Source organism: Olleya sp. Hel_I_94, assembly GCF_007827365.1.
Taxonomy (GTDB): Bacteria; Bacteroidota; Bacteroidia; order Flavobacteriales; family Flavobacteriaceae; genus Olleya.
Window position 1 is genome coordinate 197053 of the sequence record NZ_VISI01000002.1, and the last position, 23285, is coordinate 220337.

The 23285-nt window shown below is 31.5% G+C and carries 27 protein-coding genes; 11 read left to right on the plus strand and 16 right to left on the minus strand.

Annotated features, from left to right (window positions below; translation table 11 throughout):
• Positions 1 to 60: 60 nt before the first annotated feature.
• A complete protein-coding gene (locus JM82_RS03910; RefSeq protein ID WP_145001438.1) occupies positions 61 to 399 on the plus strand; it encodes a DUF4870 domain-containing protein in 339 nt (112 codons plus the stop codon).
• 84 nt (positions 400 to 483) lie between these two features.
• Here the strand turns inward: JM82_RS03910 and JM82_RS03915 are convergent, their stop codons facing one another.
• The 7 genes from JM82_RS03915 to JM82_RS03945 form a co-directional block, all read right to left on the minus strand.
• On the minus strand, positions 484 to 861 hold the full coding sequence (locus tag JM82_RS03915) for a hypothetical protein (protein WP_145001439.1): 378 nt from the start codon (positions 859 to 861) through the stop codon (positions 484 to 486).
• Between the two features lie 161 nt (positions 862 to 1022).
• Positions 1023 to 2141, minus strand: coding sequence for a DNA polymerase III subunit beta (gene dnaN / locus JM82_RS03920; protein ID WP_028283060.1), 1119 nt, complete (start codon positions 2139 to 2141; stop codon positions 1023 to 1025).
• Positions 2142 to 2226: 85 nt separating this feature from the next.
• A complete protein-coding gene (gene gldG / locus JM82_RS03925; RefSeq protein WP_261375295.1) occupies positions 2227 to 3906 on the minus strand; it encodes a gliding motility-associated ABC transporter substrate-binding protein GldG in 1680 nt (559 codons plus the stop codon).
• Positions 3887 to 4372 (minus strand): hypothetical protein, encoded by a 486-nt coding sequence (locus tag JM82_RS03930; protein WP_145001440.1) that lies wholly within the window; start codon positions 4370 to 4372, stop codon positions 3887 to 3889. Before JM82_RS03930 ends, gldG begins: the two co-directional genes overlap by 20 nt.
• A gap of 1 nt (position 4373) precedes the next feature.
• A complete protein-coding gene (gene gldF, locus JM82_RS03935) occupies positions 4374 to 5087 on the minus strand; it encodes a gliding motility-associated ABC transporter permease subunit GldF (RefSeq protein ID WP_145001441.1) in 714 nt (237 codons plus the stop codon).
• Between the two features lie 27 nt (positions 5088 to 5114).
• On the minus strand, positions 5115 to 5411 hold the full coding sequence (locus JM82_RS03940) for a putative quinol monooxygenase (RefSeq protein ID WP_145001442.1): 297 nt from the start codon (positions 5409 to 5411) through the stop codon (positions 5115 to 5117).
• Positions 5412 to 5453: 42 nt separating this feature from the next.
• Positions 5454 to 6287: an S-adenosyl-l-methionine hydroxide adenosyltransferase family protein gene (locus JM82_RS03945; RefSeq protein ID WP_145001443.1), complete on the minus strand. Its 834-nt coding sequence runs from the start codon at positions 6285 to 6287 to the stop codon at positions 5454 to 5456.
• A 108-nt stretch (positions 6288 to 6395) separates the two neighbouring features.
• On the opposite strand from JM82_RS03945, the gene JM82_RS03950 reads away from it, so the two are divergent.
• A complete protein-coding gene (locus JM82_RS03950) occupies positions 6396 to 7349 on the plus strand; it encodes a PhoH family protein (protein ID WP_145001444.1) in 954 nt (317 codons plus the stop codon).
• 36 nt (positions 7350 to 7385) lie between these two features.
• The gene (locus JM82_RS03955; protein WP_145001445.1) at positions 7386 to 8333 is read left to right on the plus strand and encodes a phosphoribosylaminoimidazolesuccinocarboxamide synthase; all 948 of its coding nucleotides are present in this window, start codon (positions 7386 to 7388) and stop codon (positions 8331 to 8333) included.
• A gap of 70 nt (positions 8334 to 8403) precedes the next feature.
• On the opposite strand, the gene JM82_RS03960 is transcribed toward JM82_RS03955, so the two are convergent.
• The 8 genes from JM82_RS03960 to JM82_RS03995 all read right to left on the minus strand — a co-directional run bounded on the left by JM82_RS03960 (position 8404) and on the right by JM82_RS03995 (position 13794).
• Positions 8404 to 8946: a DUF4269 domain-containing protein gene (locus JM82_RS03960; protein WP_145001446.1), complete on the minus strand. Its 543-nt coding sequence runs from the start codon at positions 8944 to 8946 to the stop codon at positions 8404 to 8406.
• 31 nt (positions 8947 to 8977) lie between these two features.
• Positions 8978 to 9661 (minus strand): haloacid dehalogenase type II, encoded by a 684-nt coding sequence (locus tag JM82_RS03965; protein WP_145001447.1) that lies wholly within the window; start codon positions 9659 to 9661, stop codon positions 8978 to 8980.
• Between the two features lie 12 nt (positions 9662 to 9673).
• A complete protein-coding gene (locus JM82_RS03970) occupies positions 9674 to 10336 on the minus strand; it encodes a peroxiredoxin-like family protein (protein ID WP_145001448.1) in 663 nt (220 codons plus the stop codon).
• A 25-nt stretch (positions 10337 to 10361) separates the two neighbouring features.
• Complete coding sequence (locus JM82_RS03975) at positions 10362 to 11018, minus strand: DsbA family oxidoreductase (protein WP_145001449.1); 657 nt, start codon at positions 11016 to 11018, stop codon at positions 10362 to 10364.
• Positions 11019 to 11020: 2 nt separating this feature from the next.
• Entirely contained in the window at positions 11021 to 11335 is a 315-nt protein-coding gene (locus tag JM82_RS03980) for an EthD family reductase (protein WP_145001450.1), read from the minus strand.
• 95 nt (positions 11336 to 11430) lie between these two features.
• Positions 11431 to 11982 (minus strand): carboxymuconolactone decarboxylase family protein, encoded by a 552-nt coding sequence (locus JM82_RS03985; RefSeq protein ID WP_145001451.1) that lies wholly within the window; start codon positions 11980 to 11982, stop codon positions 11431 to 11433.
• Positions 11983 to 12056: 74 nt separating this feature from the next.
• Positions 12057 to 12620 (minus strand): TetR/AcrR family transcriptional regulator, encoded by a 564-nt coding sequence (locus tag JM82_RS03990; RefSeq protein WP_145001452.1) that lies wholly within the window; start codon positions 12618 to 12620, stop codon positions 12057 to 12059.
• Positions 12621 to 12705: 85 nt separating this feature from the next.
• Complete coding sequence (locus tag JM82_RS03995) at positions 12706 to 13794, minus strand: heparan-alpha-glucosaminide N-acetyltransferase domain-containing protein (RefSeq protein ID WP_145001453.1); 1089 nt, start codon at positions 13792 to 13794, stop codon at positions 12706 to 12708.
• Between the two features lie 64 nt (positions 13795 to 13858).
• Between JM82_RS03995 and JM82_RS04000 the strand changes: the two genes are divergently transcribed.
• Together JM82_RS04000 and JM82_RS04005 are read left to right on the plus strand one after the other, a co-directional pair.
• Positions 13859 to 15235 (plus strand): alanine/glycine:cation symporter family protein, encoded by a 1377-nt coding sequence (locus JM82_RS04000; protein WP_145001454.1) that lies wholly within the window; start codon positions 13859 to 13861, stop codon positions 15233 to 15235.
• A gap of 110 nt (positions 15236 to 15345) precedes the next feature.
• Entirely contained in the window at positions 15346 to 15990 is a 645-nt protein-coding gene (locus tag JM82_RS04005; RefSeq protein WP_145001455.1) for a hypothetical protein, read from the plus strand.
• 131 nt (positions 15991 to 16121) lie between these two features.
• On the opposite strand, the gene JM82_RS04010 is transcribed toward JM82_RS04005, so the two are convergent.
• On the minus strand, positions 16122 to 17042 hold the full coding sequence (locus tag JM82_RS04010; protein WP_145001456.1) for an AraC family transcriptional regulator: 921 nt from the start codon (positions 17040 to 17042) through the stop codon (positions 16122 to 16124).
• A 173-nt stretch (positions 17043 to 17215) separates the two neighbouring features.
• Here JM82_RS04010 and JM82_RS04015 point away from each other — a divergent pair, with 173 nt between their 5' ends.
• From JM82_RS04015 to JM82_RS04040, 6 genes are all read left to right on the plus strand, one after another.
• On the plus strand, positions 17216 to 18715 hold the full coding sequence (locus JM82_RS04015; protein WP_145001457.1) for an aldehyde dehydrogenase family protein: 1500 nt from the start codon (positions 17216 to 17218) through the stop codon (positions 18713 to 18715).
• 68 nt (positions 18716 to 18783) lie between these two features.
• Positions 18784 to 19137, plus strand: coding sequence for a DUF779 domain-containing protein (locus tag JM82_RS04020; RefSeq protein WP_145001458.1), 354 nt, complete (start codon positions 18784 to 18786; stop codon positions 19135 to 19137).
• Between the two features lie 158 nt (positions 19138 to 19295).
• On the plus strand, positions 19296 to 19715 hold the full coding sequence (locus tag JM82_RS04025) for a terminase gpP N-terminus-related DNA-binding protein (RefSeq protein ID WP_145001459.1): 420 nt from the start codon (positions 19296 to 19298) through the stop codon (positions 19713 to 19715).
• A gap of 106 nt (positions 19716 to 19821) precedes the next feature.
• Entirely contained in the window at positions 19822 to 21069 is a 1248-nt protein-coding gene (locus JM82_RS04030; RefSeq protein ID WP_145001460.1) for a hypothetical protein, read from the plus strand.
• 12 nt (positions 21070 to 21081) lie between these two features.
• On the plus strand, positions 21082 to 21342 hold the full coding sequence (locus JM82_RS04035) for a DUF4212 domain-containing protein (protein WP_090838695.1): 261 nt from the start codon (positions 21082 to 21084) through the stop codon (positions 21340 to 21342).
• A 30-nt stretch (positions 21343 to 21372) separates the two neighbouring features.
• A complete protein-coding gene (locus JM82_RS04040; protein WP_145001461.1) occupies positions 21373 to 23139 on the plus strand; it encodes a sodium:solute symporter family protein in 1767 nt (588 codons plus the stop codon).
• The last annotated feature ends 146 nt before the right edge of the window (positions 23140 to 23285 follow it).

The following is a 23285-nucleotide window of genomic DNA, read 5'->3' on the forward strand; positions in this document are numbered from 1 at the left end:
TAACATTTTTACAAATTATACGTCATATATGTATAAATGTTAAAGTGAATTAAAGTAAAAATGAAAACAGACAGACAGTTATTAGTATTAACCCATTTAAGTCAATTAGTGTCTTTAATTATAGGTTGTGGTAGCTTAATTTTACCACTAATAATATGGTTAACACAAAAAGATAAAATATATCAAATGGACGCTCATGGTAAAACCATTGTTAACTTTCAATTAAGTATAGTGGTTTTATATATTGTATGTGTACCTTTAATTTTACTTTTTGGTTTAGGACTATTAGGCTGGTTTGTTTTAGGATTAGTATCTATAATTTACCCAGTAATAAATGCCATTAAGGTTAGTAATGGCGAAGAACCGCATTACCCTTTATCTTTTAATTTTATTAGTTAGTTTACATTACATTGATAAAGAAGAAAAACGCAACCTGTTAAGGTTGCGTTTTTTGTTATGTGATTACATGAAAGGTGTTTAGAATTATTGTTTTGTAAATTCTAAGTCAGAAAAACCTTCAATTTTTAGATGACCTTCATCAGTATATTCTACGGTCGTGTTATGCTCAAAATCTTCATTATCAATAATAGTAAGTATTTCATTATGAATAGTCCATTCAAAAGGATTTGCACTTGATATTACATTGTCCTCTGTTATTACCATAGTTACTATTTTACCAAAGTTTTCACTTTCAAAGTGAATGTGATATTCAAAAGAGTCAGTAGCATCTTCGCGAAGCCAATCACCAATAATGGGATTGGTAGTGGTATTATTTACGTTAGAAGCATCGTCATTATTATTACAAGATAATAGAGCGATACTAGTTATTAATAAAAAGAATAATTTAAAACTGTACTTCATATTCTAGATTAATTGTTTAATCAATTGCTAAGTTATTTAATGTTGAGGGTAACTTAGATTATTGCGTTGTAAAAGTATTAAAATTAAGGGAATATAATATTTATTATAACAAAAAAAGCAACTCAATAGAGTTGCTTTTTTTGTTATATAGGTTTAAGTTATTAGCTGTTTAACATTACAGGCATCACTAACATAGTTACTTGTTCTCCAACTTCTAAATCATCAATAGGCGTTAAGATACCTGCTCTGTTAGGCATGCTTAGCTCTAATTGTACGTCGTTAGATCCTAAGTTGTTTAACATCTCTGTTAAAAAACGAGAGTTAAAACCAATTTGCATGTCGTCTCCTTGATAATCACAAGTCAAACGTTCTTCTGCTTTGTTAGAGTAGTCAATATCTTCTGCAGATATATTTAATTCTGCTCCAGCAATTTTTAATCTAATTTGGTGTGTTGTTTTGTTAGAGAAAATACTAACACGACGTACAGAGTTTAAAAACTGTGTTCTGTCTATTGTTAGTTTGTTTGGATTTTCTTTTGGTATTACCGCTTCGTAATTAGGATATTTACCGTCAATTAAACGACAGATTAATATTGTGTTTTCAAAAGTAAACTTAGCGTTAGAGTCATTATATTCAATAGTAATTTCCTCGTCACTTGCACCAAGTATTCCTTTTAATAAGTTTAAAGGTTTTTTAGGCATAATAAACTCGGCTACCTGAGAGGCTTTAACATCTTCTCTAGAGTATTTAACTAATTTATGAGCATCTGTAGCAACAAAGGTTAAACCTTCAGTAGAAAACTGAAAGAATACACCACTCATAACAGGTCTTAAATCGTCATTTCCTGCTGCAAAAATAGTTTTGTTGATAGCTGTTGCTAAAATATGACCAGGCATTTTTGTACTGCTTGGATCTTCTAAGCTAATGGCTTTTGGAAACTCGTTTCCGTCTGCATAAGCTAAAGCATATTTACCATGATTTGAACTAATTTCAACGGTATTGTTTTCTTCAATAACAAACGTTAATGGTTGTTCTGGAAATGTTTTTAAAGTATCTAAAAGTAAACGTGCAGGAATAGCTACGCTTCCTTCGTTGTCACTATCTACATCTAAAACAGCAGACATGGTTGTTTCTAAATCGCTTGCAGATACAGTTAATTTAGATTCATTTAATTCAAATAAAAAATTATCTAAAATAGGTAATGTATTTGAACTGTTAATTACACCTCCTAAAACCTGTAATTGTTTTAGTAAGTATGTGCTTGATACGATAAATTTCATCTATATGTGTAAATTAATACTATTAATAATTTGTCTTACAAATATATTGCTAATGTGTTAAAATAAGAAACAAACTTATTAACACTTACTTGGCATATTTTTTCTTACGAAGGTAGTTAAATATTAAACCAAAAACACCTAATAAAACCAATGGTAATAAGAGGTTTAGTAGTTGCCATTTTGTTTTTTCTTCTGTAATTTTTTCAGGATTTAAAAAGGCAACTGCAATTTCTTTGGATCTAATGTTTATAAGTCCTGTGTCATCTAAAAGATAATTAGCCACATTTGACAAAAATTCTTTATTACCAAAGGTTTGTCCTGTGTATTTGTCAAAACCTAGCTCTTCAGGACCTAATCTTCCAACTTCGTTTTTAATGACGTCACCATCAGATATGACTACCATTTTGGTTGGTATACTGCTGTTTTTAGAGTTTGAAATAGCAAAAGGTTTTACTCGGTTATTATATGCCGACGTAAAGGTGCCTTCTAGTAACACAGCTAATGTTTGTGGACCTTTATTAAAGGTTTTAGGCTCTAACTTATTATTGACCATATCCAAGCTGATTTCGCGAGGTGTACCTTCTAATTTAGTTAAAGGCGCAGTTTGAAGCAATATTGTTTTTTTTGTACTACTTTTAATAGTATCCATAGGATTGGCAAAATCAAATTTTAAGAAATCTAAATTATTGACAATAGGATGATTGCTGTTTCCTTTTGCTAAAGGCGAATAGGTCCAAGGATAGCTTTGAAATTGACTATCACTACCTTCTCCTGACGCTAAAGTTATAGGAGCAGAGTACATAGAGCTTACTATAAGTGGATTAATACGTATACCATATTTAAAGAAAAAATCGGTTAAATTTAAATCTAAAGGGATAGCAATATTTTTACCATAATCGTTATAAAGACTATCTTTATCCATTGCGACTTGCTCTAGTAACCATAGGCTTTTACCACCATTCATGGTATACTGATCTAAAACAAATTTTTCTTTTTCTGAAAATGCTTCTGTTGGCTTAGCTGAAATAATTAAATCGTATTCCTGTAATTTTTTTAGAGTACTTTCTGCGTAATTAGTAACGCTATCTAATGTAAATGGAGCAATAAAATAATAGTCTCTTATACTTTTAATATAGTCTGCAATGTATTTGTTTTCTAGCTGTCCATTACCTTTTAAAACTGCTATTTTACGTCGTTTAGGATTAACTAATTTGCTAATACCATCTGCAAAAGCATATTCTAATTGTTGTACAGAGTTATTAACTAATTGTTGTTGAGTCGCTCCAAGGGTGTTTTTTACTAACGGGATTTTTACCGTTTGATCATTATAACTTGCCAAAGCCCATGGAAAAATAACAGCTTGACTAGTTTTTCCGTTTTCTTGAACGTTTAATTGCATTGGTGTTAACCCTCTTGCATTTAATTGCTGGATATTTTGATCTCTAGTAGCTTCGTCCTCTATTGGATTTATAAAATTGAAACTAATGTTATTATTATAAGCCACTAACTCTTCTAATAATTGTCTGGTTTCAGATTGTAATTTTCTAAATTCTGAAGGAAAATCATCACCTTCTAAAAATACATCAACCAAAATAGGAGATTCTACCTTTTCTAATATGGTTAAAACCGAAGGATTTAAAGTGTAGCGTTGATCTGTCGTTAAATCAAAACGTTTATAAAAAGTATTGGCTATTACATTAATTACAATTAACCCAATAACTACAAATGCGATATTTTTGATAGACTTATTCAAATTTTTTCTCAAGTTGATAGGTTTTTACTGCAACAACAGTATCGTTTTTAAATTGAAGTTCAATACATTCTTGGTCTTTAGTAAAAGCACCAGGTTTAAAGCCCATATTATAATTCCATTGATCTTTAGAGTTGGCTTTAATACTATCATCCCAACCATACCATTCTGCTGTACCAAAATCTGTTTTAATTTCAGCTTTAGTTTTGCCAATTAATTGGTTATTATCATTTAATTGATCCATCATTTCAAACCTAAGTTCTGGGTATTCAGCCCAATTATCAGCATCAAAATGTTTTTGGTGATGGTAACTAGAAAAGATATTAACTATTGGATAAAATAAGTAAAAATAGAGTAGAGGTGTTGCTATTACTGTAAGTAATAAGCTTATCCATTTATTGTCTCCAATGGTTTTTATAAATAGCCATGCTAAGATAAATACAACTATAAACGATATTATTAAAATGGGTGTAATTACCATACTATTGTTTTTTAATATTGAATTTGGTTAGCGCAATAAACAAAATAGTAATACTTAAAAAGTACATTAAGTCTCTAGTATCCAGAACACCACGACTCATACTTTTATAATGTGCATTCATACCCAATTGCTCCACAGTATTACTAGATATTACATCTGCAATGCCTTCAAAACCAATATAAAAAAATAGACATAAAAACACAGCAATTATAAAAGCAACTATTTGATTGTCTGATATGGTTGATGCAAAAATACCAATTGCAGTATAGGCTGCTACTAAAAATAGTAAGCCAAAATAGGATCCTAATGTGCTTCCAAAATCTAAATTACCTAATGGGTTACCTAATTGATAAACGGTATAAACGTATAATACTGTTGGTATTAGCGCTATTATTATTAATAATAAGGCTCCAAAATATTTACCTAATACTAATTGTAATGTGGTTATTGGTTTAGTTAAAAGTAGCTCTAAAGTGCCTTGTTTTTTCTCGTCGCTAAAACTACGCATGGTAACCGCTGGAATTAAGAATATTAAAATCCATGGTGCCAATAAAAAAAACGTTGACAGATCTGCAAATCCGTTATCAAGGATATTAAACTCGCCTTTAAATACCCATAAAAAAAGACCGTTTAATAATAAAAATATAGCAATAACTAAGTAGCCTATTGGCGAAGCAAAAAATGAGTTTATTTCTTTTTTAAGTATGGCTAGCATGCTTTATTTATTAATGTTATTTATAATTTATTTTAACGAAACTAATTTGTCAACACTCCAAGCTTCTGGTTTTGCATTAAACAGTGGTTTAGTTTTAGCCCAAACGCCTTTAAAAAGGTCTGAATTGCGATAGTTTTCTAAATCACTTTCATTATCCCAATAACTGTAAGTAAAAAATATATTGGGATTGGTTTTGTCCTGATACAATTCTAACAATTGGTTGCCTTTAAAGTTTCTTATTTTAAATTTTACGGTTTCAAAATTAGCTAAAAAGATGGCTATATTTTCTTCGGCAAAACTTAATTTAACAATTCTTACAAACATGGTTTGGGTTTTAATGTGTTTCCGCGAAAGCGATACTTTTATTTATTTAAAAAAATTAATGGTTACTGTATCTCGCAGTCCTAATCCCATTAGGCTACTTGCACTACCAACCGTTTGGTTATTACTTTTATATATGGCTATTTCTAGATAGTTGGAACTGTTAAAGACGACTAAACCACGTCCTTCGTCATTACGTTTATCTTCTGGTGTGTCAAAGTTAACAATATCGCTATATTTGGATTGTATTTTTTTGAACTTATAATTTCTTGCAGACACTTCGTAAGAACGTCCTTTTTGAAGCGTTTCAAAAAAGTTTTTTCTAATATTAGTAACGACATTACCATAATTGTCAATGTAGATTATGCTGCCAATTATTTGCGTTTGCTCCTCATTAACGTAAGGCACTAGATTTTTAATTGGTTTTATTTTATCAATAGCTTTGCCTATAACTTCTAATGTTCCACCACGTGCTATGTGGCATGCTACTTTTACAAAGACATCTAAAACAGGAAAACTGGTTTCTATTTTATCATGTATATTAATTTCTACTAATTTAGAATGTGCAATCTCATTAGCTATCATGCTCATAATTCCGTTATTGGCACAGATAAAATAATGTTCGTCCAGCTCTACAGCAATATGCTTGTTTTCTGGATTAATTTCGGAGTCTATACCAATGACATGGATTGTACCTTTAGGAAAACTACTATAGGCATTTTGTATAATATAGGCTGCCTCAGCAATATTAAAAGGAGAGATACTATGAGAGATATCAACAATTTTAACTTCTGGCAATTCGCTGTAAATAGCGCCTTTTATTGCGCCAGCAAAGTGATCTTTCTCTCCAAAATCTGTGGTAAGCGTTATAATTGGCATGAATTATTGTTGATATTTTTTTAACCTAGAACACACAAAAAATGTGTAAATTTGTTAGATACACAAAACTAATAAAATTGTACAGATTAATTTAATAAATCAGCGCTTTTGAACGAAATAATTATTGAACTACAGGAGATCTCTCCAAAAGAGTTTTTTGGAACCGGAAATGAGAATATTACGCTACTAAAAAAATACTTTCCAAAACTCAAGATTGTAGCTAGAGGAAATACCATTAAGGCTTTTGGAGACGAAGAATTATTGGATGAGTTTGATCGTAGAATGACCATGCTATTAAAGCATTTTTCTAAATACAATAAATTAGACGAAAACGTAATCGAGCGTGTTTTAACTAGCCAAAGTAGTGATGATTACAGCACTTCTGAAAAAAGTGGCGAAGTCTTAGTACATGGTGCCAATGGTAAACCTATTAAGGCTATTACTGCTAACCAACGTAAAATGGTCGAGCTAATGCGTAAAAACGATATGGTATTTGCTATTGGACCAGCAGGAACAGGTAAAACGTATACAGGAGTAGCATTAGCAGTTAAAGCATTAAAAAATAAAGAGGTAAAACGTATTATTTTGACACGTCCAGCAGTGGAAGCAGGTGAAAATCTAGGTTTTTTACCTGGAGATTTAAAAGAAAAATTAGATCCTTATATGCAACCATTATATGACGCATTAAGAGATATGATTCCTGCGGAAAAATTAGCACAGTATATTGAAAATGGTACCATACAAATTGCACCTTTAGCATTTATGCGTGGTCGTACATTAGATCATGCTTTTGTTATTTTAGATGAAGGTCAAAATACAACGCATGCACAAATGAAGATGTTTTTAACCAGAATGGGTAAAAGCGCTAAATTTTTATTAACAGGTGATCCAGGTCAAATTGATTTGCCTCGTCGTACTATTTCTGGTTTAAAAGAAGCTTTACTTATTTTAAAAGGAGTAGAAGGTGTAGGAATGATTTTTCTGGATGACAAGGATGTTGTTAGACATAAACTAGTCAAAAAAATTATCGAAGCTTATAAAAACATTGAAAACAGAGAGTAAATTTATATTACAACAACAACAACAACAATACAACTAATGAGTAATACTATTATAGACACTAATTTTAAATTTCCTAATCAAAAAAGTCTATACAAAGGAAAAGTAAGAGCAGTTTACAATATTAATGATGAAGAATTGGTAATGATTGCAACAGACCGTTTAAGCGCTTTTGATGTGGTTATGCCAAAAGGAATCCCATATAAAGGACAAATCCTTAATCAGATTGCCACTAGCATGATGAAAGCTACCGAAGATGTTGTGCCAAATTGGTTAACAGCAACTCCAGATCCAAACGTTGCGGTTGGACATTTATGCGAGCCTTTTAAAGTAGAAATGGTTATACGTGGTTACATGTCTGGTCATGCAGCGCGTGAGTATAAAGCTGGAAAACGCATGCTTTGTGGTGTTGTAATGCCAGAAGGAATGAAGGAAAACGATAAGTTTCCGGAGCCTATTATTACGCCTGCAACTAAAGCAGAAATGGGTGATCATGACGAAGATATCTCAAGAGAAGACATCCTTAAAAAAGGAATAGTTAGCGAAGCAGACTACATTGTTTTAGAAGACTATACGCGTAAATTATTTAAAAGAGGGACAGAAATAGCTGCTTCACGTGGCTTAATTTTGGTGGATACTAAATATGAATTTGGTAAAACTAAGGATGGGAAAATTGTTTTAATTGATGAAATCCATACACCAGATTCTTCGCGATATTTTTATGCTGAAGGCTATCAAGACCGTCAAGATAATAACGAAGCACAAAAACAATTGTCTAAAGAGTTTGTAAGACAGTGGTTAATTGCTAATAATTTTCAAGGTTTAGAGGGACAAACTGTACCAGTTATGTCTGACGACTATATTGAAACCGTATCAGAACGTTATATTGAATTATACGAGAATATTATGGGAGAACCATTTGTAAAAGCAGATGTGTCAAACATTCAAGAACGTATTGAAGCTAATGTTTTAGCATATTTAAAATAAAATATAATTTATTTTTGAAATAATAAAAGAGCTTGCAATTGCAAGCTCTTTTATTTATAAAATAGTTGAATTAATTTTTAAGATACTTATCTTCCAACGCTAGTAAAGCTAAGTATGGATTGCCTTTTAAACCAAGTAGTTTAGCAAAAGCAGGTTCGGTTTTAAAACCTATTAATTTTAACGAAATGATATCTTTTTTAAACTGAAGTCCTTTTTGTTTTAAAATTTCATTTTCAATAAGCATATGTCTGTATGCATTTTGTTGTTTTGAAGGAATAGCTTGACCAAAAATTTCATATAAAAACTGATCAGTTTTAAAAGTAGCAATGGTTGACGGTATTGTATTTTGTATGGTTTGGTAGACTTTAAAGTCTTGATATCCTGAAAATTGCTGTTTTAAAAATAAAGGAAAGGTATCATGGTTTTTACACTCGCAAATAATATCTAAATCACTATTAGGTATATCTATATCAATTGGTATAGTGCCTGTTAAAATGGGATTAAAAGGTAATAACTTGTCTAAAACATTATGTTTTTTTAAGTCTAAATACGCAATTTTCTGTTTCTTATTTCCGTGTTTTAAGTATTCAATAGTTGTAAAATCTACGTTCAAAATGTTAATTTATAGTTGGTTTTAAAAATCACTACTTATAAGTCACCAAAATATCTGCTACTTTTTGTAAATCACTTTCATTAATCTCCGTTTTTGGTGCTAACGGAAATGTCTGTTGTCCTGGCCTACCAACAAAAGCAGCACGCCAACCAGCCCAAAGTGCACCAGCAACATCCCAACCATGCGCAGCAATAAGCATACAGTCTTCTGGTTTTATGTTCATTTTATTTGAAGCCCAAATATAAACATCATTAAAAGGTTTAAATTTTCCAACCGATTCAATACTTAACAAATCATCAAAATATTGGGTCAAACCAGCATTTTCAATTTTAATTTTAAGGCTTTCATCGTTAGAATTGGTTAAAGCTACAAGAGTAAAACCTTCAGTTTTTAACGTGTTTAAAGCGTCTTTTACTTCCGGATGAGGCGGTAAATTTTGCATCGATTTTACAACAATATCTCTAGTTTCCTCTTCAGAAATTACAATGTTATTATTGGCTGCAACCATTTGTAAAGCAGCAGCACCAATGTGTCCAAACGGTTTATATTGTCCACTTGCAGATACCACTAATGAATACTGTAACATTGTAGTAAACCATAAAGACAATAAATCGGATTTACCGCCTAAAGCATCTCCAACCTGTTTTTTCATTACGGTTAGATCTAAAAGTGTTTCGTTTACATCAAAGAATAATACTTTAGGTTTAGTTGTCATTAGTGTCGTTTTTTATTTCAATTGTTTTACAGCTGATAATATTTCCGATGGTTCTGCACGCTGTGTATAATCTGCGTCTAAAAAGGCATAAGTAATTATTCCGTTGGTATCTATAACATAAGTTGCAGCTAAAGGTAAGGTATTACTAATATCTCCATTAACTTTGTTTAGTCCAAAACCAGCGTTATAAATAGTAGCAACATCATCTGTTAGCGTGTAAACCACACCATATGCTTTTCCAATAGTGTTTTCTAAATCACTTAAAACGGTAAATTCAAGATTGTTTTTTTCTGAAGTACTTAAAGAATTATCTGGCAATTCTGGAGTCAAAGCCAAAAGTGTAGCACCTTCTTTTTTAAATTCAGGTAATTTTTCTTGTAAAGCGTGCAAAGTAATATTGCAATATGGACACCAACCACCTCTGTACCATGTTAAAACTACTGGTCCGTTTTTTAATTCGTTGTATAAAGTAACCGATTCGTTTAAGGCATTTTTTAAAGTGAAATTATGCGCTTTGTCTCCAACTTTTAAAGCAGAATCTAATACTCCAGAGTTTGCTACACTAGAAATTCCATCTGCATATATTTTTTTCTTTTCGTCTGTAAATTTAGATGCACTTGCTTGACGGACTTCATCTAACAATACATCTAAGTCACCTTTATTATTTGAACTCATATGTTTCTTTTGAAAAATTATAAAATTAAACCGCTTGTTGTTCAGCAATTAACTCCGTTAATACTTGTTTAAAAGTATCTACAGGTTGTGCTCCTGTTACTGCACTTTTACGATTAAAAACAATAGTTGGCACAGAATTTACACCCATGTTTTTCCAATAGTTTTGTTTGTTTCTTACTTCCAATTTTGCTTCATCGCTATCTAATTTAGCTAAAGCTTCATCTGCATTTAAACCAACTTCTAAAAGGGCTTCTTTTAAAACATCTCTTTTAGATACATCTTTTCTATCGCTAAAAAAGGCTTTAGTTAAAGTCATTTTTAATTCGGTTTGCTTTCCGAAGTCTTTAGCATATTCTAATAAAACATGAGCATCAAAGGTGTTAGCCATTCGCATCTCATCAAAATAATCGAATTTAAACCCTAGTTCTTCACCAGCATCAGTCATCATTTGTTGCGATTCTCTTTGTTGGTCTAATGTAGAACCATACTTTTCGGCTATATGTTCAATAACATTTTGACCTTCGGCTGGCATATTTGGATTTAATTCAAATGGCTGCCATTCAATTTCTAATTGATCTTCAACACCAAGTTCTTTTATTGCTTTTTCTAAACGCTTGTATCCAATGGTACACCAAGGACATACAACGTCAGATACGATATCTATTTTTAATTTATTTGCCATAATTAAAATGTTATTATTTCACTAATTTGAAGTTCAGCCTGAATATTAGTATAATTTTTTACATCTGCAGCAAAAGTTTCTGCATGAGGTCCAAAGGACTCTTGAAAAGCCTTCACACTGTCAAACTTTAAATGCGCAATAGCTACGTAAGGCGCAAGTTCTCCAGGAACTCTGCTAGCTATGCCTAAGTCTAATTCTAAATCTTTTAAAGCGCTACCAACTAATTTTGACACCATTGGTAAGTGCGTGTTTTTATAATAGTCTGCATCAAACTGTACATCTTTACTGTTTGGATACATTACGGATACTTTTATCATATTCTATTTTTTATAAAATTAATAAACCTTCCTCAAAAAAGGAGGAAGGTTTACAGTTATTAATCAACCTATAGTTTTTTAATTTTAAAACTAGATTATTTTTTTGACCAAGCAAATTTTTGAAAAGCCTCATCAACAGGTGTATTTGCAATGTGGTTTGTGTAATTACTAATTACTTTTTGAGATAATCCTAAAATTATTTCTAATACTTGTTGCTCACCATATCCAGCTGCGTAAAAAGCTTCTAAATCTGCTTGCGACACATTTCCACGATTACGTGTTATAGATAATGTTAGAGTACGTAGTGCTTCTAATTTTGCATCTGCAAGAGGCGTTTCATTACGTAAAGCGTCAATAATTGCATCATCAACTTTCATCATTTTAGCAATACCTGTATGTGCTGGCACACAGTAATGACAAGCATGTTCTACGTTAATGGTTTGCCATACCACAGTAAGCTCGTCGTTATTAAAAGATGTTTCTGTAAATAATTGGTGTAACTCTTGGTATGCTTTTAATAATTCAGGAGAAGCTGCTAAAACACCATGTAAACCAGGAATCATTCCGTATGCTTTTTGAGAGTTTTCTAATAAAGCTTTGCTACCTTCTGGAGCAGTTTCGATGTTGTGAATTTTTAAAGTTGTCATAAATTTTTGTTTTTATTTTAATATTCTGTTAATCTTTTCTAAACGTTCGTTTAGTTATTGTGTAAAAAAAATGTTTATAAATTTTTGAAGACCATTTCTATATAATCCTCAATTTCTTCTTTTGTGTTAACTCTAGATGCTGCTGCTAACCCGTGTTTAGCTAATAATAAATAGTTAGCTTGTTTTGCTATAGTTTCTTCGTTTTTTGAAGTATCCAATTTAAGTTTTTGAATAATTATGGATTTTAAGCTATCCATAAAACTATTCATTTGCTTTTGAATGCATTCATCTTCTTTTTCAGAAAACTCATTATAAGTATTAGTCACAAAACAACCTTTAATGTTGTCGCTTTTAAAACTAGAACTTACAGAATGGTAAAAAAATTGTTTAATATCTTCAACGCCTTGTGTTCCTTTTTTAAGTTTATCCAAAACCTGACTGACATTAGAACGGTATAGCTTTAAACTTTCTAGAAACAAACCATGTTTATTACCAAAACTAGAATATATTGAAAACTTGTTGATGCCCATTTCTTTCTCAAGCATTTGCATAGAAGTAGTTTCATAGCCATTTTTCCAAAAAAGATGCATTGCTTTTTCGACTACTTCAGTTTCGTTATATTGTTTTGTTCTTGCCATTTTTAATTTCCGTGTAAACGGTAACTTCTAATTACAGGACAAAACTAAACGATTGGTTAGTAATAAAAAAGCTTTTAACATTTTTTTAGTTTTTAAGCTTTAAATAAAGCTTACGAATCTTATTATACAAATAGGTATTAGTTTGCACATAATAAAAAGAAATAAAGCACACAACCACCATAAAAACAATAGCTCCAAGGATAGCTTGGGTTGGATTTAAACTTTTATAAAAAAAGTGTTTTAAGCTTAAACCTGTAAAACTACCGTAAATAATCATAAAATGAATCACATAAATAGACAACGTTTTCTGTCCAATTTTAGTAATTATAGCTTGTTTAAGATAAGTTTCAAAAGTGTAAAATATCCCAAAGATTACTAATACATTTCCAAGTCTACTAAACAAATAATTATAGTTAGCACTTCTGGTAAATAAAGGTAAATTAAATAGGTTATCTAGTAGTTTTAAAGTTGGACTAGAATAATAAATCATAAACACACCAATAATTAAAAAGGCAGCAATTTTAATAGGTTTGTAGTTGTTTTTATGTCCAAATTTAGCAAATAGTACAGCAATAAAACCACCAAAAGCAACGTAGCCAAACCATGGGATTATAGTAAATACCGATCCATGTTGTATGCTCAAGTAATTAGAGAATAATATTGGAGCGTTTTCAATTTTTAAGGTTCGGTATAATGGCTCTGATACAAAAATACTAAAGCCTATTATTAAAAATAATGCGGCTAAAACCCATTCATTTTTAAAACTTATTTTAAATAAAAAAATTAAAATTAATAAGGATAAACCTATGCATTGTAAGACATCTACTTGTAAAAAATTCATGTTAACTTGCCCATACATTAGACTAATAAACGAAAAGCGCAAGGCATAACCTAGTACAATTAGCAGTAAGCCTCGATTTATTCCTTTTTTAATTCGCTCTTGTTCTGTACCTTTTTCTTTAGCTTTTAATAATAAAAATACAAATACTAAACCTGTAATGGTAAAAAAGGTTGGAGCTGTAATCCCTCTAAAATAAGCCCAAATATTATAAATAGTATTGGAAGTGTCCCGATAAATTGGGTTTAAAAGCGAGTCTATAAAATGACCTTGTAACATCATTAGTATAGCAAAAGCTCTGACAGCATCAAGAAAAAAAAGTCTGGTTGGTTTCAAATGGTATTTTTGTTAGGGTTGTAAAGATAATAGTTATATTTAAAGTCTAAAACTTTGTAGTTATATGTATGATAAAATAAATGACTTTATAGCAGATTTTGCCTCTTTTGTTTGGGGTTTACCACTACTAATTTTATTAATTGGAGGTGGATTATACCTGCTAATTTTATCTAAGTTTTTACCGTTTAGATATTTAGGTCATGCCATTCAAATATTACGTGGTAAGTATGATAATCAGGATGACGAAGGCGAAATCACACATTTTCAAGCCTTAACCACAGCATTGTCATCTACCATTGGTATGGGAAATATTGCAGGCGTTGCAGTAGCCATCTCAATTGGAGGACCAGGAGCAGTATTTTGGATGTGGATTAGTGCAGTTGTAGGTATGTCTACCAAATTTTTCACCTCTAGTTTAGCCATAATGTACAGAGGTAAAGACAGTGCAGGTAATACACAAGGTGGTCCAATGTATTTTATAATGGAAGGTCTTGGTAAACACTGGAAGCCATTAGCAATTTTATTTAGTTTTTGTGGTTTAATTGGAGCATTACCAGTATTTAACGTTAACCAATTAACGCAAGCAATAAATGATATTGTATTAAAACCCAATGGAATTACAGTAGATTTTACCTCTAATTTAATTATTGGTTTGGCTTTAGTAATCATAACATCTATCGTAATTTTAGGCGGTTTAAACCGAATAAGTAAAGTTGCATCCAAATTAGTACCAAGTATGGTGTTGTTATATTTTGTGTTGATACTTATTATTTTGTTCGCTAATGCGGAAGTCGTGCCAACTTATTTTAAATTAATATTTACAGATGCTTTTGCAGCAGAAAATTATAAAGGAGACGCTTTTTTAGGAGGTCTTTTAGGAGGATTGATAGTTTTAGGAATCCGACGTGGCGCATTTTCAAACGAAGCTGGTATAGGTACAGCACCTTTAGCACATGGAGCTGCAAAAACCAACGAGCCTATTCGTGAAGGTTTGGTTGCTATGTTAGGACCAGCAATAGATACTTTAATAGTTTGTACGCTTACTGCTTTGGCAATTTTAGTAACAGGTGTTTGGCAAACTACAGAAGCTAATGGTGTTAGCCTAACAGCTAATGCTTTTGGAGCAGCAATGCCAACTTTTGGACGCTATTTACTATTGCTTTGTATTGTAATATTTAGTGTGTCATCATTGTTTTCTTATGCATATTATGGCGGAAAATGTCTGTCGTTTTTAATAGGAGATAAACACAAACATTATTACAACTATTTTTACATTTTAAGTATAATTCTCGGAGCAACAACATCACTTGCGCTAATGATTAATTTGATTGATGGTGTTTTTGCTTTAATGGCAATTCCAACTATGACAGCAACTTTAATATTGGCTCCTAAAGTTTTAAAAGAAGCAAAAGCATATTTTAAAAGGATGAAAGAGATTTAGATTACAAATTAAAATAAATAAATATAAATTACGTTTTAACTTTTATAACCACAAGATTAATACGCATATAAAGCAAAACTACTTTCTAACTTTAACCAAAACTAAATTTTATGAAACGTTTGCTCTTATGTACATGCTTTTTTACACTTATTTTTTCTTGTTCTACATCAGATGATGTTCAAGAGAATAATCTAGAACTTAATTTTTACGGACTAACAGTAGGTAATTCTTATACATATAAATTTTATAAGTATAACTCAGATACAGAAGATTACGATGAAACTTTAATTGTCCAAAATGTTATCATAGAGGATACAGAAGAGGTTTCTGGACAGCAATACTTTAAGATTAAAACAACTACAAGTGGAGTAGATGGTTTTAATTTATTTTATCTTCAAAATGGTGAAGAAATTGACTATTTACGAGAAGTAGACGGAACTTTAATTAATGATAATAACGATGTTCTTTTTGTTAATAACGAATTTTCAGAGCATTTGGTTAATAGTGATAATACGTCCTTAAATTTATACAGAAAAACAATTGAGGAACCAGTAATAATTAACTCTAACACAGGAAGTTTTAATTGTATTGAGATGCAAAATTATATTGTAACTGAAGATGGTACTACACTTGATGGTGTTAGTAAAATTCATTATTCCGAAGGGGTAGGGTTGGTACAACAAACTTGTGTTTATACTAGTTCATCTACACCAGTGATGATAAAAAAATTAAATTCTTACAATATCCAAAACTAAAACAAAATCTAGTTATTTATTAAAGTAGAGAATTTATATACTCATATTTTATTAATTAATACGAACTATGAAATTAAAAATTCACTTAGGATAGTATTCAATACATCCTAGGTTTTTATATACTTAAACATTTAGATTTTATTTACTGAAGCCTTAAATTGCTGTGGCGTCATTAGTTCCATTTTTTTAAACTGTCGGTTAAAATAACTGGTGTTATTAAATCCAGATTTAAATGCAATTTCGGACATTCTAAAATCTTTAGATTCTTTAATCAGTTTTTTAGAAAATTTAATTTTTTCTGAATTTATATAATCAATAGGAGAGATGCCTAAGGTGTTTTTAAACTGTTTATGGAAGTGAGACGTACTCATGTATGCTTTTTTTGCCAATAAGTCTACGCTGATATCTTTATTGGTTAAATTATCTTTAATAAATTTAATAACCGTTCCAATTCTAGTATCGTTAAAAATCTGATTAGGATCATTTATAATTAAAGATTTTGCTTTAGTTTGAAGTAGCCTAACAATCAATTCTTGTATCATTAAATCTAATAAAACATCTTTAGATTTGTTGTTGTTAGTAAACGTGTAGGTTAGTCTTTCAATTAAATGATTAACATCCGTATTGTTTATTAAATGCGAAGTGGTTTCATTTAAATCCCAACTATTATTTTCATTTTCAATAGCCACTTGTTGGTTAAATTTTTCTACAACCTCATTAATTTTAAAAGCATCAATACCTAAGGCTAAACATTGTGTTGGTTGTTCTTTTGTGGCAATCGGAAAATCAATTACCATTTCTTTATTGGTTGGCATCACTACAGATTCACCTGGAAAAAAATCAAAAGCTTCAAAACCATCTAAATGCATAATTTTCTGTCCAGTTAGCATACTTGCAATAATCGGGAAGTTAAACGTCAACGAGACTTTTTCCGCGAAAGCGTGAGTTTCAAAAATATTAAGCTCGGCATAATCTGCATTATACGTTGTTCTGTTTTCCACTAAGGTGGTCAGTTTTCTGTTGCTTTTATGATTGTTTAATAAGGACTGCATAATCAATACTACAATAAAATTTGAACATAAATTTGTTAATAATAGATATGTTCAAGATTATGATAATTCTGTTCAATTAAATTAGAATATGATAAAATAACTTTATCAAAACTAAAGATAATCTATTTTTTAAACTAATAAATTATCTATTTACTAATTTAACATGAAATTATATGAGTTATTCTAAACCTGAATTTAAAGAGAAATATGGCAATTTTATAAACGGAAAATTTGTAGATCCGTTAGGTGGGCAATATTTTGAAAATACATCTCCAATAGATAATAGTTTAATTGCTAAATATCCAAGATCTCAAAAAGAAGATGTCGAAATGGCTTTAGATGCAGCCAATGCAGCAAAGGAAGCTTGGGGAAATACCTCAGCAACAGAAAGGTCTAATTTATTAAACAAAGTAGCAGATATTATTGAAGCTAATTTAGAAGAATTTGCTTTAGTTGAAACTTGTGATAATGGAAAACCAATAAGAGAAACGTTGAATGCAGATGTCCCATTAGCAGTAGATCATTGGCGTTATTTTGCAGCTTGTATTAGATCGGAAGAAGGAAGTGCAACCGAGTTAGACCAACACACACTATCCATGAATATTAAAGAACCATTAGGTGTGGTTGGACAAATTATACCATGGAACTTTCCATTATTAATGTTGTCTTGGAAATTACCTCCAGCTTTAGTGACTGGTAATTGTGTGGTTTTAAAACCAGCCGAACAAACACCATCTTCTGCAACTTTATTAATGGAGAAAATTGCAGATGTATTTCCTCCGGGAGTTGTAAATATTGTACATGGTTTTGGACCAGAAGCAGGTAAACCTTTAGCATCAAGTCCTAAAGTAGATAAAGTTGCCTTTACAGGAGAAACCACAACAGGTCAATTAATTATGCAATACGCATCCAAAAACTTAAACCCTGTAACAATGGAGTTAGGTGGTAAATCACCAAATGTATTTTTTAATTCTGTAATGGACGCAGACGATGCGTATTTAGACAAAGCTATTGAAGGTGCAGTTTTGTTTGCCTTTAATCAAGGTGAAGTTTGTACTTGTCCTTCCAGAATTTTAGTACAAGAAGATATTTATGATGCGTTTATGGAGCGTGTTATTGAGCGCACAAATGCTATTGTACAAGACAATCCTTACGATGTTAACACAATGGTTGGTGCACAAGCATCTAATGATCAATACCAAAAAATACAATCTTATTTTAAAATTGGTAAAGACGAAGGAGCAAAAGTATTAACAGGAGGTGACGCCAAAAAATTAGAAGGAGATTTAGCAAATGGATTTTATATTCAGCCAACTATTTTAGAAGGACATAATAAAATGAGAGTTTTTCAAGAAGAAATTTTTGGTCCTGTAGCTTGCGTTACAAAATTTAAAGATGAAGCAGAAGCAATAGAAATTGCTAACGATACACTTTATGGGCTGGGAGCAGGAGTGTGGACTAGAGATGCACACCAATTATACCAAATACCAAGAGCGATTAAAGCTGGTCGTGTTTGGGTAAATTGTTACCACGCCTACCCAGCACATGCACCATTTGGAGGTTATAAAAAATCTGGATTTGGTAGAGAAAACCATGTGATGATGCTTAATTACTATCGTCAAACTAAAAATATGTTAATCTCTTACGATAAAAACAAATTAGGTTTCTTTTAGTAGAAATAAATTAATAGCATAAAGGCTGATTTATATTATAATTCAGCCTTTTTTAATAACTTTAAATTATGGAAAGAGTAGTAATCACAGAAGAGGCAGCAAAAGTATTAGAACAATTGAAAACAAAACATGGTGATTTAATTTTTCATCAAAGTGGAGGCTGTTGTGATGGTTCTGCACCTATGTTATTCGAAAAAGGCGATTTGTATTTAGATGAAAGCGATATCCTTTTAGGAACTTTAAATGGTGTTAATTTTTATATGAATCAAGACCAATTTGAATATTGGAAACACACGCATTTAACGGTGGATATAACAGAAGGTCGAGGAGCTAGTTTCTCTTTGGAGATTCCGTTAGGTTTACGATTTTTAATTCATTCAAGATTATTAACTAAAACTGAAGACGCGTTTTTTAATAAGTAATACTGTAAATTAGTTCTATTATCATTTTAATATTTTAAGCTTTAAAAATTAGTGTTATTCGCTATTTTAAAGCTTTTTTTATGGGTAATATTTAAATAATTAACGAATGCGTGTATATTATATTGCTAAATTGATATATTTATGCTAAATTAATATATATGACAGTAGATTTGTGCCCAAATTGTGGATCAGACCATTACATTAAAAGCGGAATTGTTAATGATAGGCAACGTTATAAGTGCAAAAAATGTAACTATTTCTTCTCTGTTAATAAAATAGGTAAGAAGATAGACGACTACTACGTTAATAAATCGTTACAGTTATACTTAGAAGGCTTAACCTATCGGGAAATTGAACGCATTTTAGGAATTTCTCATGTAAGCATCATGAATTGGGTAAAAAAGTACAACATAAAACGCCCATACAATTCCAATTACCACCCAACATATAAGATTTTAAACGCATCAGAGTTAGCTATTTATTTTAGTGATTCAAAAAATATAAAAGGTGCAGGCGTTGTAGTTACTGAGTTAGGAGATAAATTCATGTTGATTAAATGGGAACGCTTTAAAGATTAGTATAATAAATTAACAAAAAAATATATTAATTTTTTGTTAACACATTGTTTTTAAGAGCTTAGTAGTGCACACAAAACCAATTAACTACTAATTAATCCTTAAAACAATGAAAAAAACAACCGTATTATTGGTAGGACTCTTTTTAATGTCCTTTCAATTAATGACAGCTCAAGGCTCTCCCGATTACGATGGAGGTCTTAAGTTTAAGTTTAACGAAGATGGTTCTAAATATCTTCGGCTTATTTCTTGGGCGCAAGTCCAAGCTAATTATAACACAGATGACACTTTTGATGCTAACGGAAACGAGAACAGTAAATTAAATTTTAATTTGCGTCGTGCTCGTATTTTAATGTTTGCACAAATTAATAAAGACTTTTTAATCGTAACACACTTCGGATTAAACAGTTTAACAAGTTCTACATTAAGTCCTACTGGAAAAGGAGATGGTTCTCAACTCTTTTTTCATGATGTTTGGGCACAATACAATTTAGGCAAAGACCATACAGTTGGTGGAGGTTTACACTATTTTAATGGGATTTCTAGATTAAATAATCAAAGCACGCTTAACATGATGACCTTGGATAACAACCGACAATCATGGGCAACTATTGGCTTGTCAGATCAATTTGCACGTCATTTGGGTGTTTTTGCAAAAGGTAAATTTGATAAACTTCAATATCGCGTTGCTATTAATGATGCTTCTGTATCATCGTTAGATGCGCGTACTGCTGTTGCAGGTGGCGAAGCAGTTTATAATGGTCGTGCTACTTTAGGTTCTAAAGATGCAGGTAAAACATATGCAGGTTATTTTGATTATAATTTTTTAGATCAAGAGTCTAATTTTCTGCCTTATAAAGTGGGAAGTTATTTAGGCGGAAAAAAGATTTTTAATGTAGGAGCTGGTTTCTTTTTACATCCTAAAGGCTCTGTAATAGACACAGGTACAGCATTAACACCAAACTTAGAAGGTGAGGATGTTTCCATCTTTGCAGTAGATGCTTTTTATGATGCGCCTCTTGGTGATAACGGAAGCGCAATTACTGCTTATGCAGTATATCAAAACAGTGATTATGGTAAAGATTATTTATACAGTGCTTATGGTACAGGAAGCATGATTTACGGTCATGTTGGTTATGTATTTAAAGGTGATGTTGCAAAAACAAGGTTTCAACCTTATGTAAGTTACGGTACACATAGTTATGATGCTGTAAGTGATGATAGATCTACTTTAGGTATTGGTGTAAATGCGTATATGAGTGGACATAATTCAAAATTAACTTTAGAATATACAAATCAAGAATTTGGAGCATTAGATGCAAATACTATTTCGCTTCAAGCAATGATTTATCTATAAAAACTAACAACTATGAGTGATAAACAAAAACACGCGTCAGCGTACTGGAAAGAAAACATTAAATACTTAGCAATATTGCTTGTCATATGGTTTGTAGTGTCCTTTGGATGTGGCATTTTATTTAGAGAAGAATTAGACCAATTTAGACTAGGAGGCTTTAAACTAGGCTTTTGGTTTGCCCAACAAGGATCCATTTATGTATTCGTAATTTTAATTTTCGTGTATGTAAGATTAATGAATAAACTAGATAAAAAATACGGTTTTGACGAGTAGTCTAAACTAATAACTTAAAAGTATAATATTATGAGTGTACAATTTTGGACATGGTTATTAGTAGGACTTACTTTTGCCTTATATTTTGGAATCGCAATTTGGGCAAGAGCAGGCTCAACTAAAGAATTTTATGTTGCTGGTGGAGGTGTTTCTCCGTTAGCAAATGGTATGGCAACAGCAGCCGATTGGATGAGTGCAGCCTCTTTTATTAGTATGGCTGGTATTATTTCCTTTTCAGGTTATGATGGTTCTGTTTACTTAATGGGTTGGACAGGTGGATATGTGCTTTTAGCTTTATTATTAGCACCATATTTGCGTAAGTTTGGTAAGTTTACAGTGCCAGATTTTATTGGAGATAGATATTACTCAAACACAGCAAGAACGGTAGCGGTAATTTGTGCATTAATTGTATCATTTACTTACGTTGCAGGACAAATGCGAGGTGTTGGTATTGTATTTTCTCAGTTTTTACAAGTGGATATTAATATTGGAGTTGCTATTGGTATGGCAGTGGTTTTAACCTTTGCTTTATTAGGAGGAATGAAAGGTATCACATACACACAAGTCGCACAATATTGTGTGTTAATATTTGCTTTTATGGTGCCTGCCTTTTTTATATCAATGCAAATGACCGGAAATATTATTCCGCAAATAGGTATGGGAAGTAAGGTAGAAGGTGGTGCATTTTTATTAGATAAATTAGACACTTTACACACACAACTAGGTTTTAATGAGTATACCAGCGGAACAAAATCTACTTGGGATGTGTTTGCAATTACATTGGCATTAATGACAGGTACTGCAGGATTACCACACGTAATTGTGCGTTTTTTCACAGTACCAAAAGTAAAAGATGCACGTAAATCTGCAGGTTATGCGTTATTTTTAATCGCTATTTTATATACTACAGCACCTGCAATTGCAGTGTTTTCTAGAACTAATTTAATAGAAACGGTTAGTAATAAAGAATATAAAGAAATCCCAGAATGGTTTAAAAATTGGGAGAATACAGGATTGATAGCATGGTCTGATAAAAATGGAGATGGAAAAATTCAATATGTTGCTGGAGATGCTTTATCAGGTAAAAAACCAGAATATACAGATGCACGAGGCGCAAGTGGAGAGCGTATAGTAGCTAATGTAAGTGATGCTTCAAACGAGCTATATGTGGATAGAGATATTATGGTATTGGCAAACCCAGAGATTGCAAACCTGCCTAATTGGGTTATTGGTTTAGTGGCAGCAGGAGGTTTGGCAGCAGCATTATCTACAGCAGCAGGATTATTACTGGTAATTTCTACATCTGTGTCTCATGATTTAGTTAAAAAGCAATTAAAACCAGATATTTCTGATAAAGACGAATTAAAAGTGGCTAGAATAGCTATTTTTATAGCTATTTTAATTGCAGGTTACTTTGGTATTAATCCGCCAGGCTTTGTAGCTGCAGTCGTCGCGCTGGCATTTGGTCTTGCAGCAGCCTCCTTTTTTCCTGCTATTATTTTAGGAATATTTGATAAACGTATGAATAGTCAAGGTGCCATTTCCGGTATGGTTGTAGGTATTGTTTTAATGCTATTTTATATGATGAAATTTAAACTAAATATGTTTGGTGGTGGTACAAGTGCAGATTGGTGGTTTGATACATCTCCAGAAGGATTTGGTACAATTGCAATGTGTGTAAATGTAATAATATCATTAGTGGTTTCTAGATTAACACCTGCACCACCTCAAGATGTACAAGATATGGTTGAAAGTATTAGAATCCCTTCAGGAGCTGGAGAAGCTCAAGATCATTAAAATGTTAAGTTCTGTCTGAGTATTTTTCCGCGAAAGCGAAAATATATTGAGCTTAATTTTAATTTAGTTAGTTAGAAAGTCAGCATTACAAATTGTAGTGCTGATTTTCTTATATTAGTAACATCATAAATTTTTCGCTTTCGCGG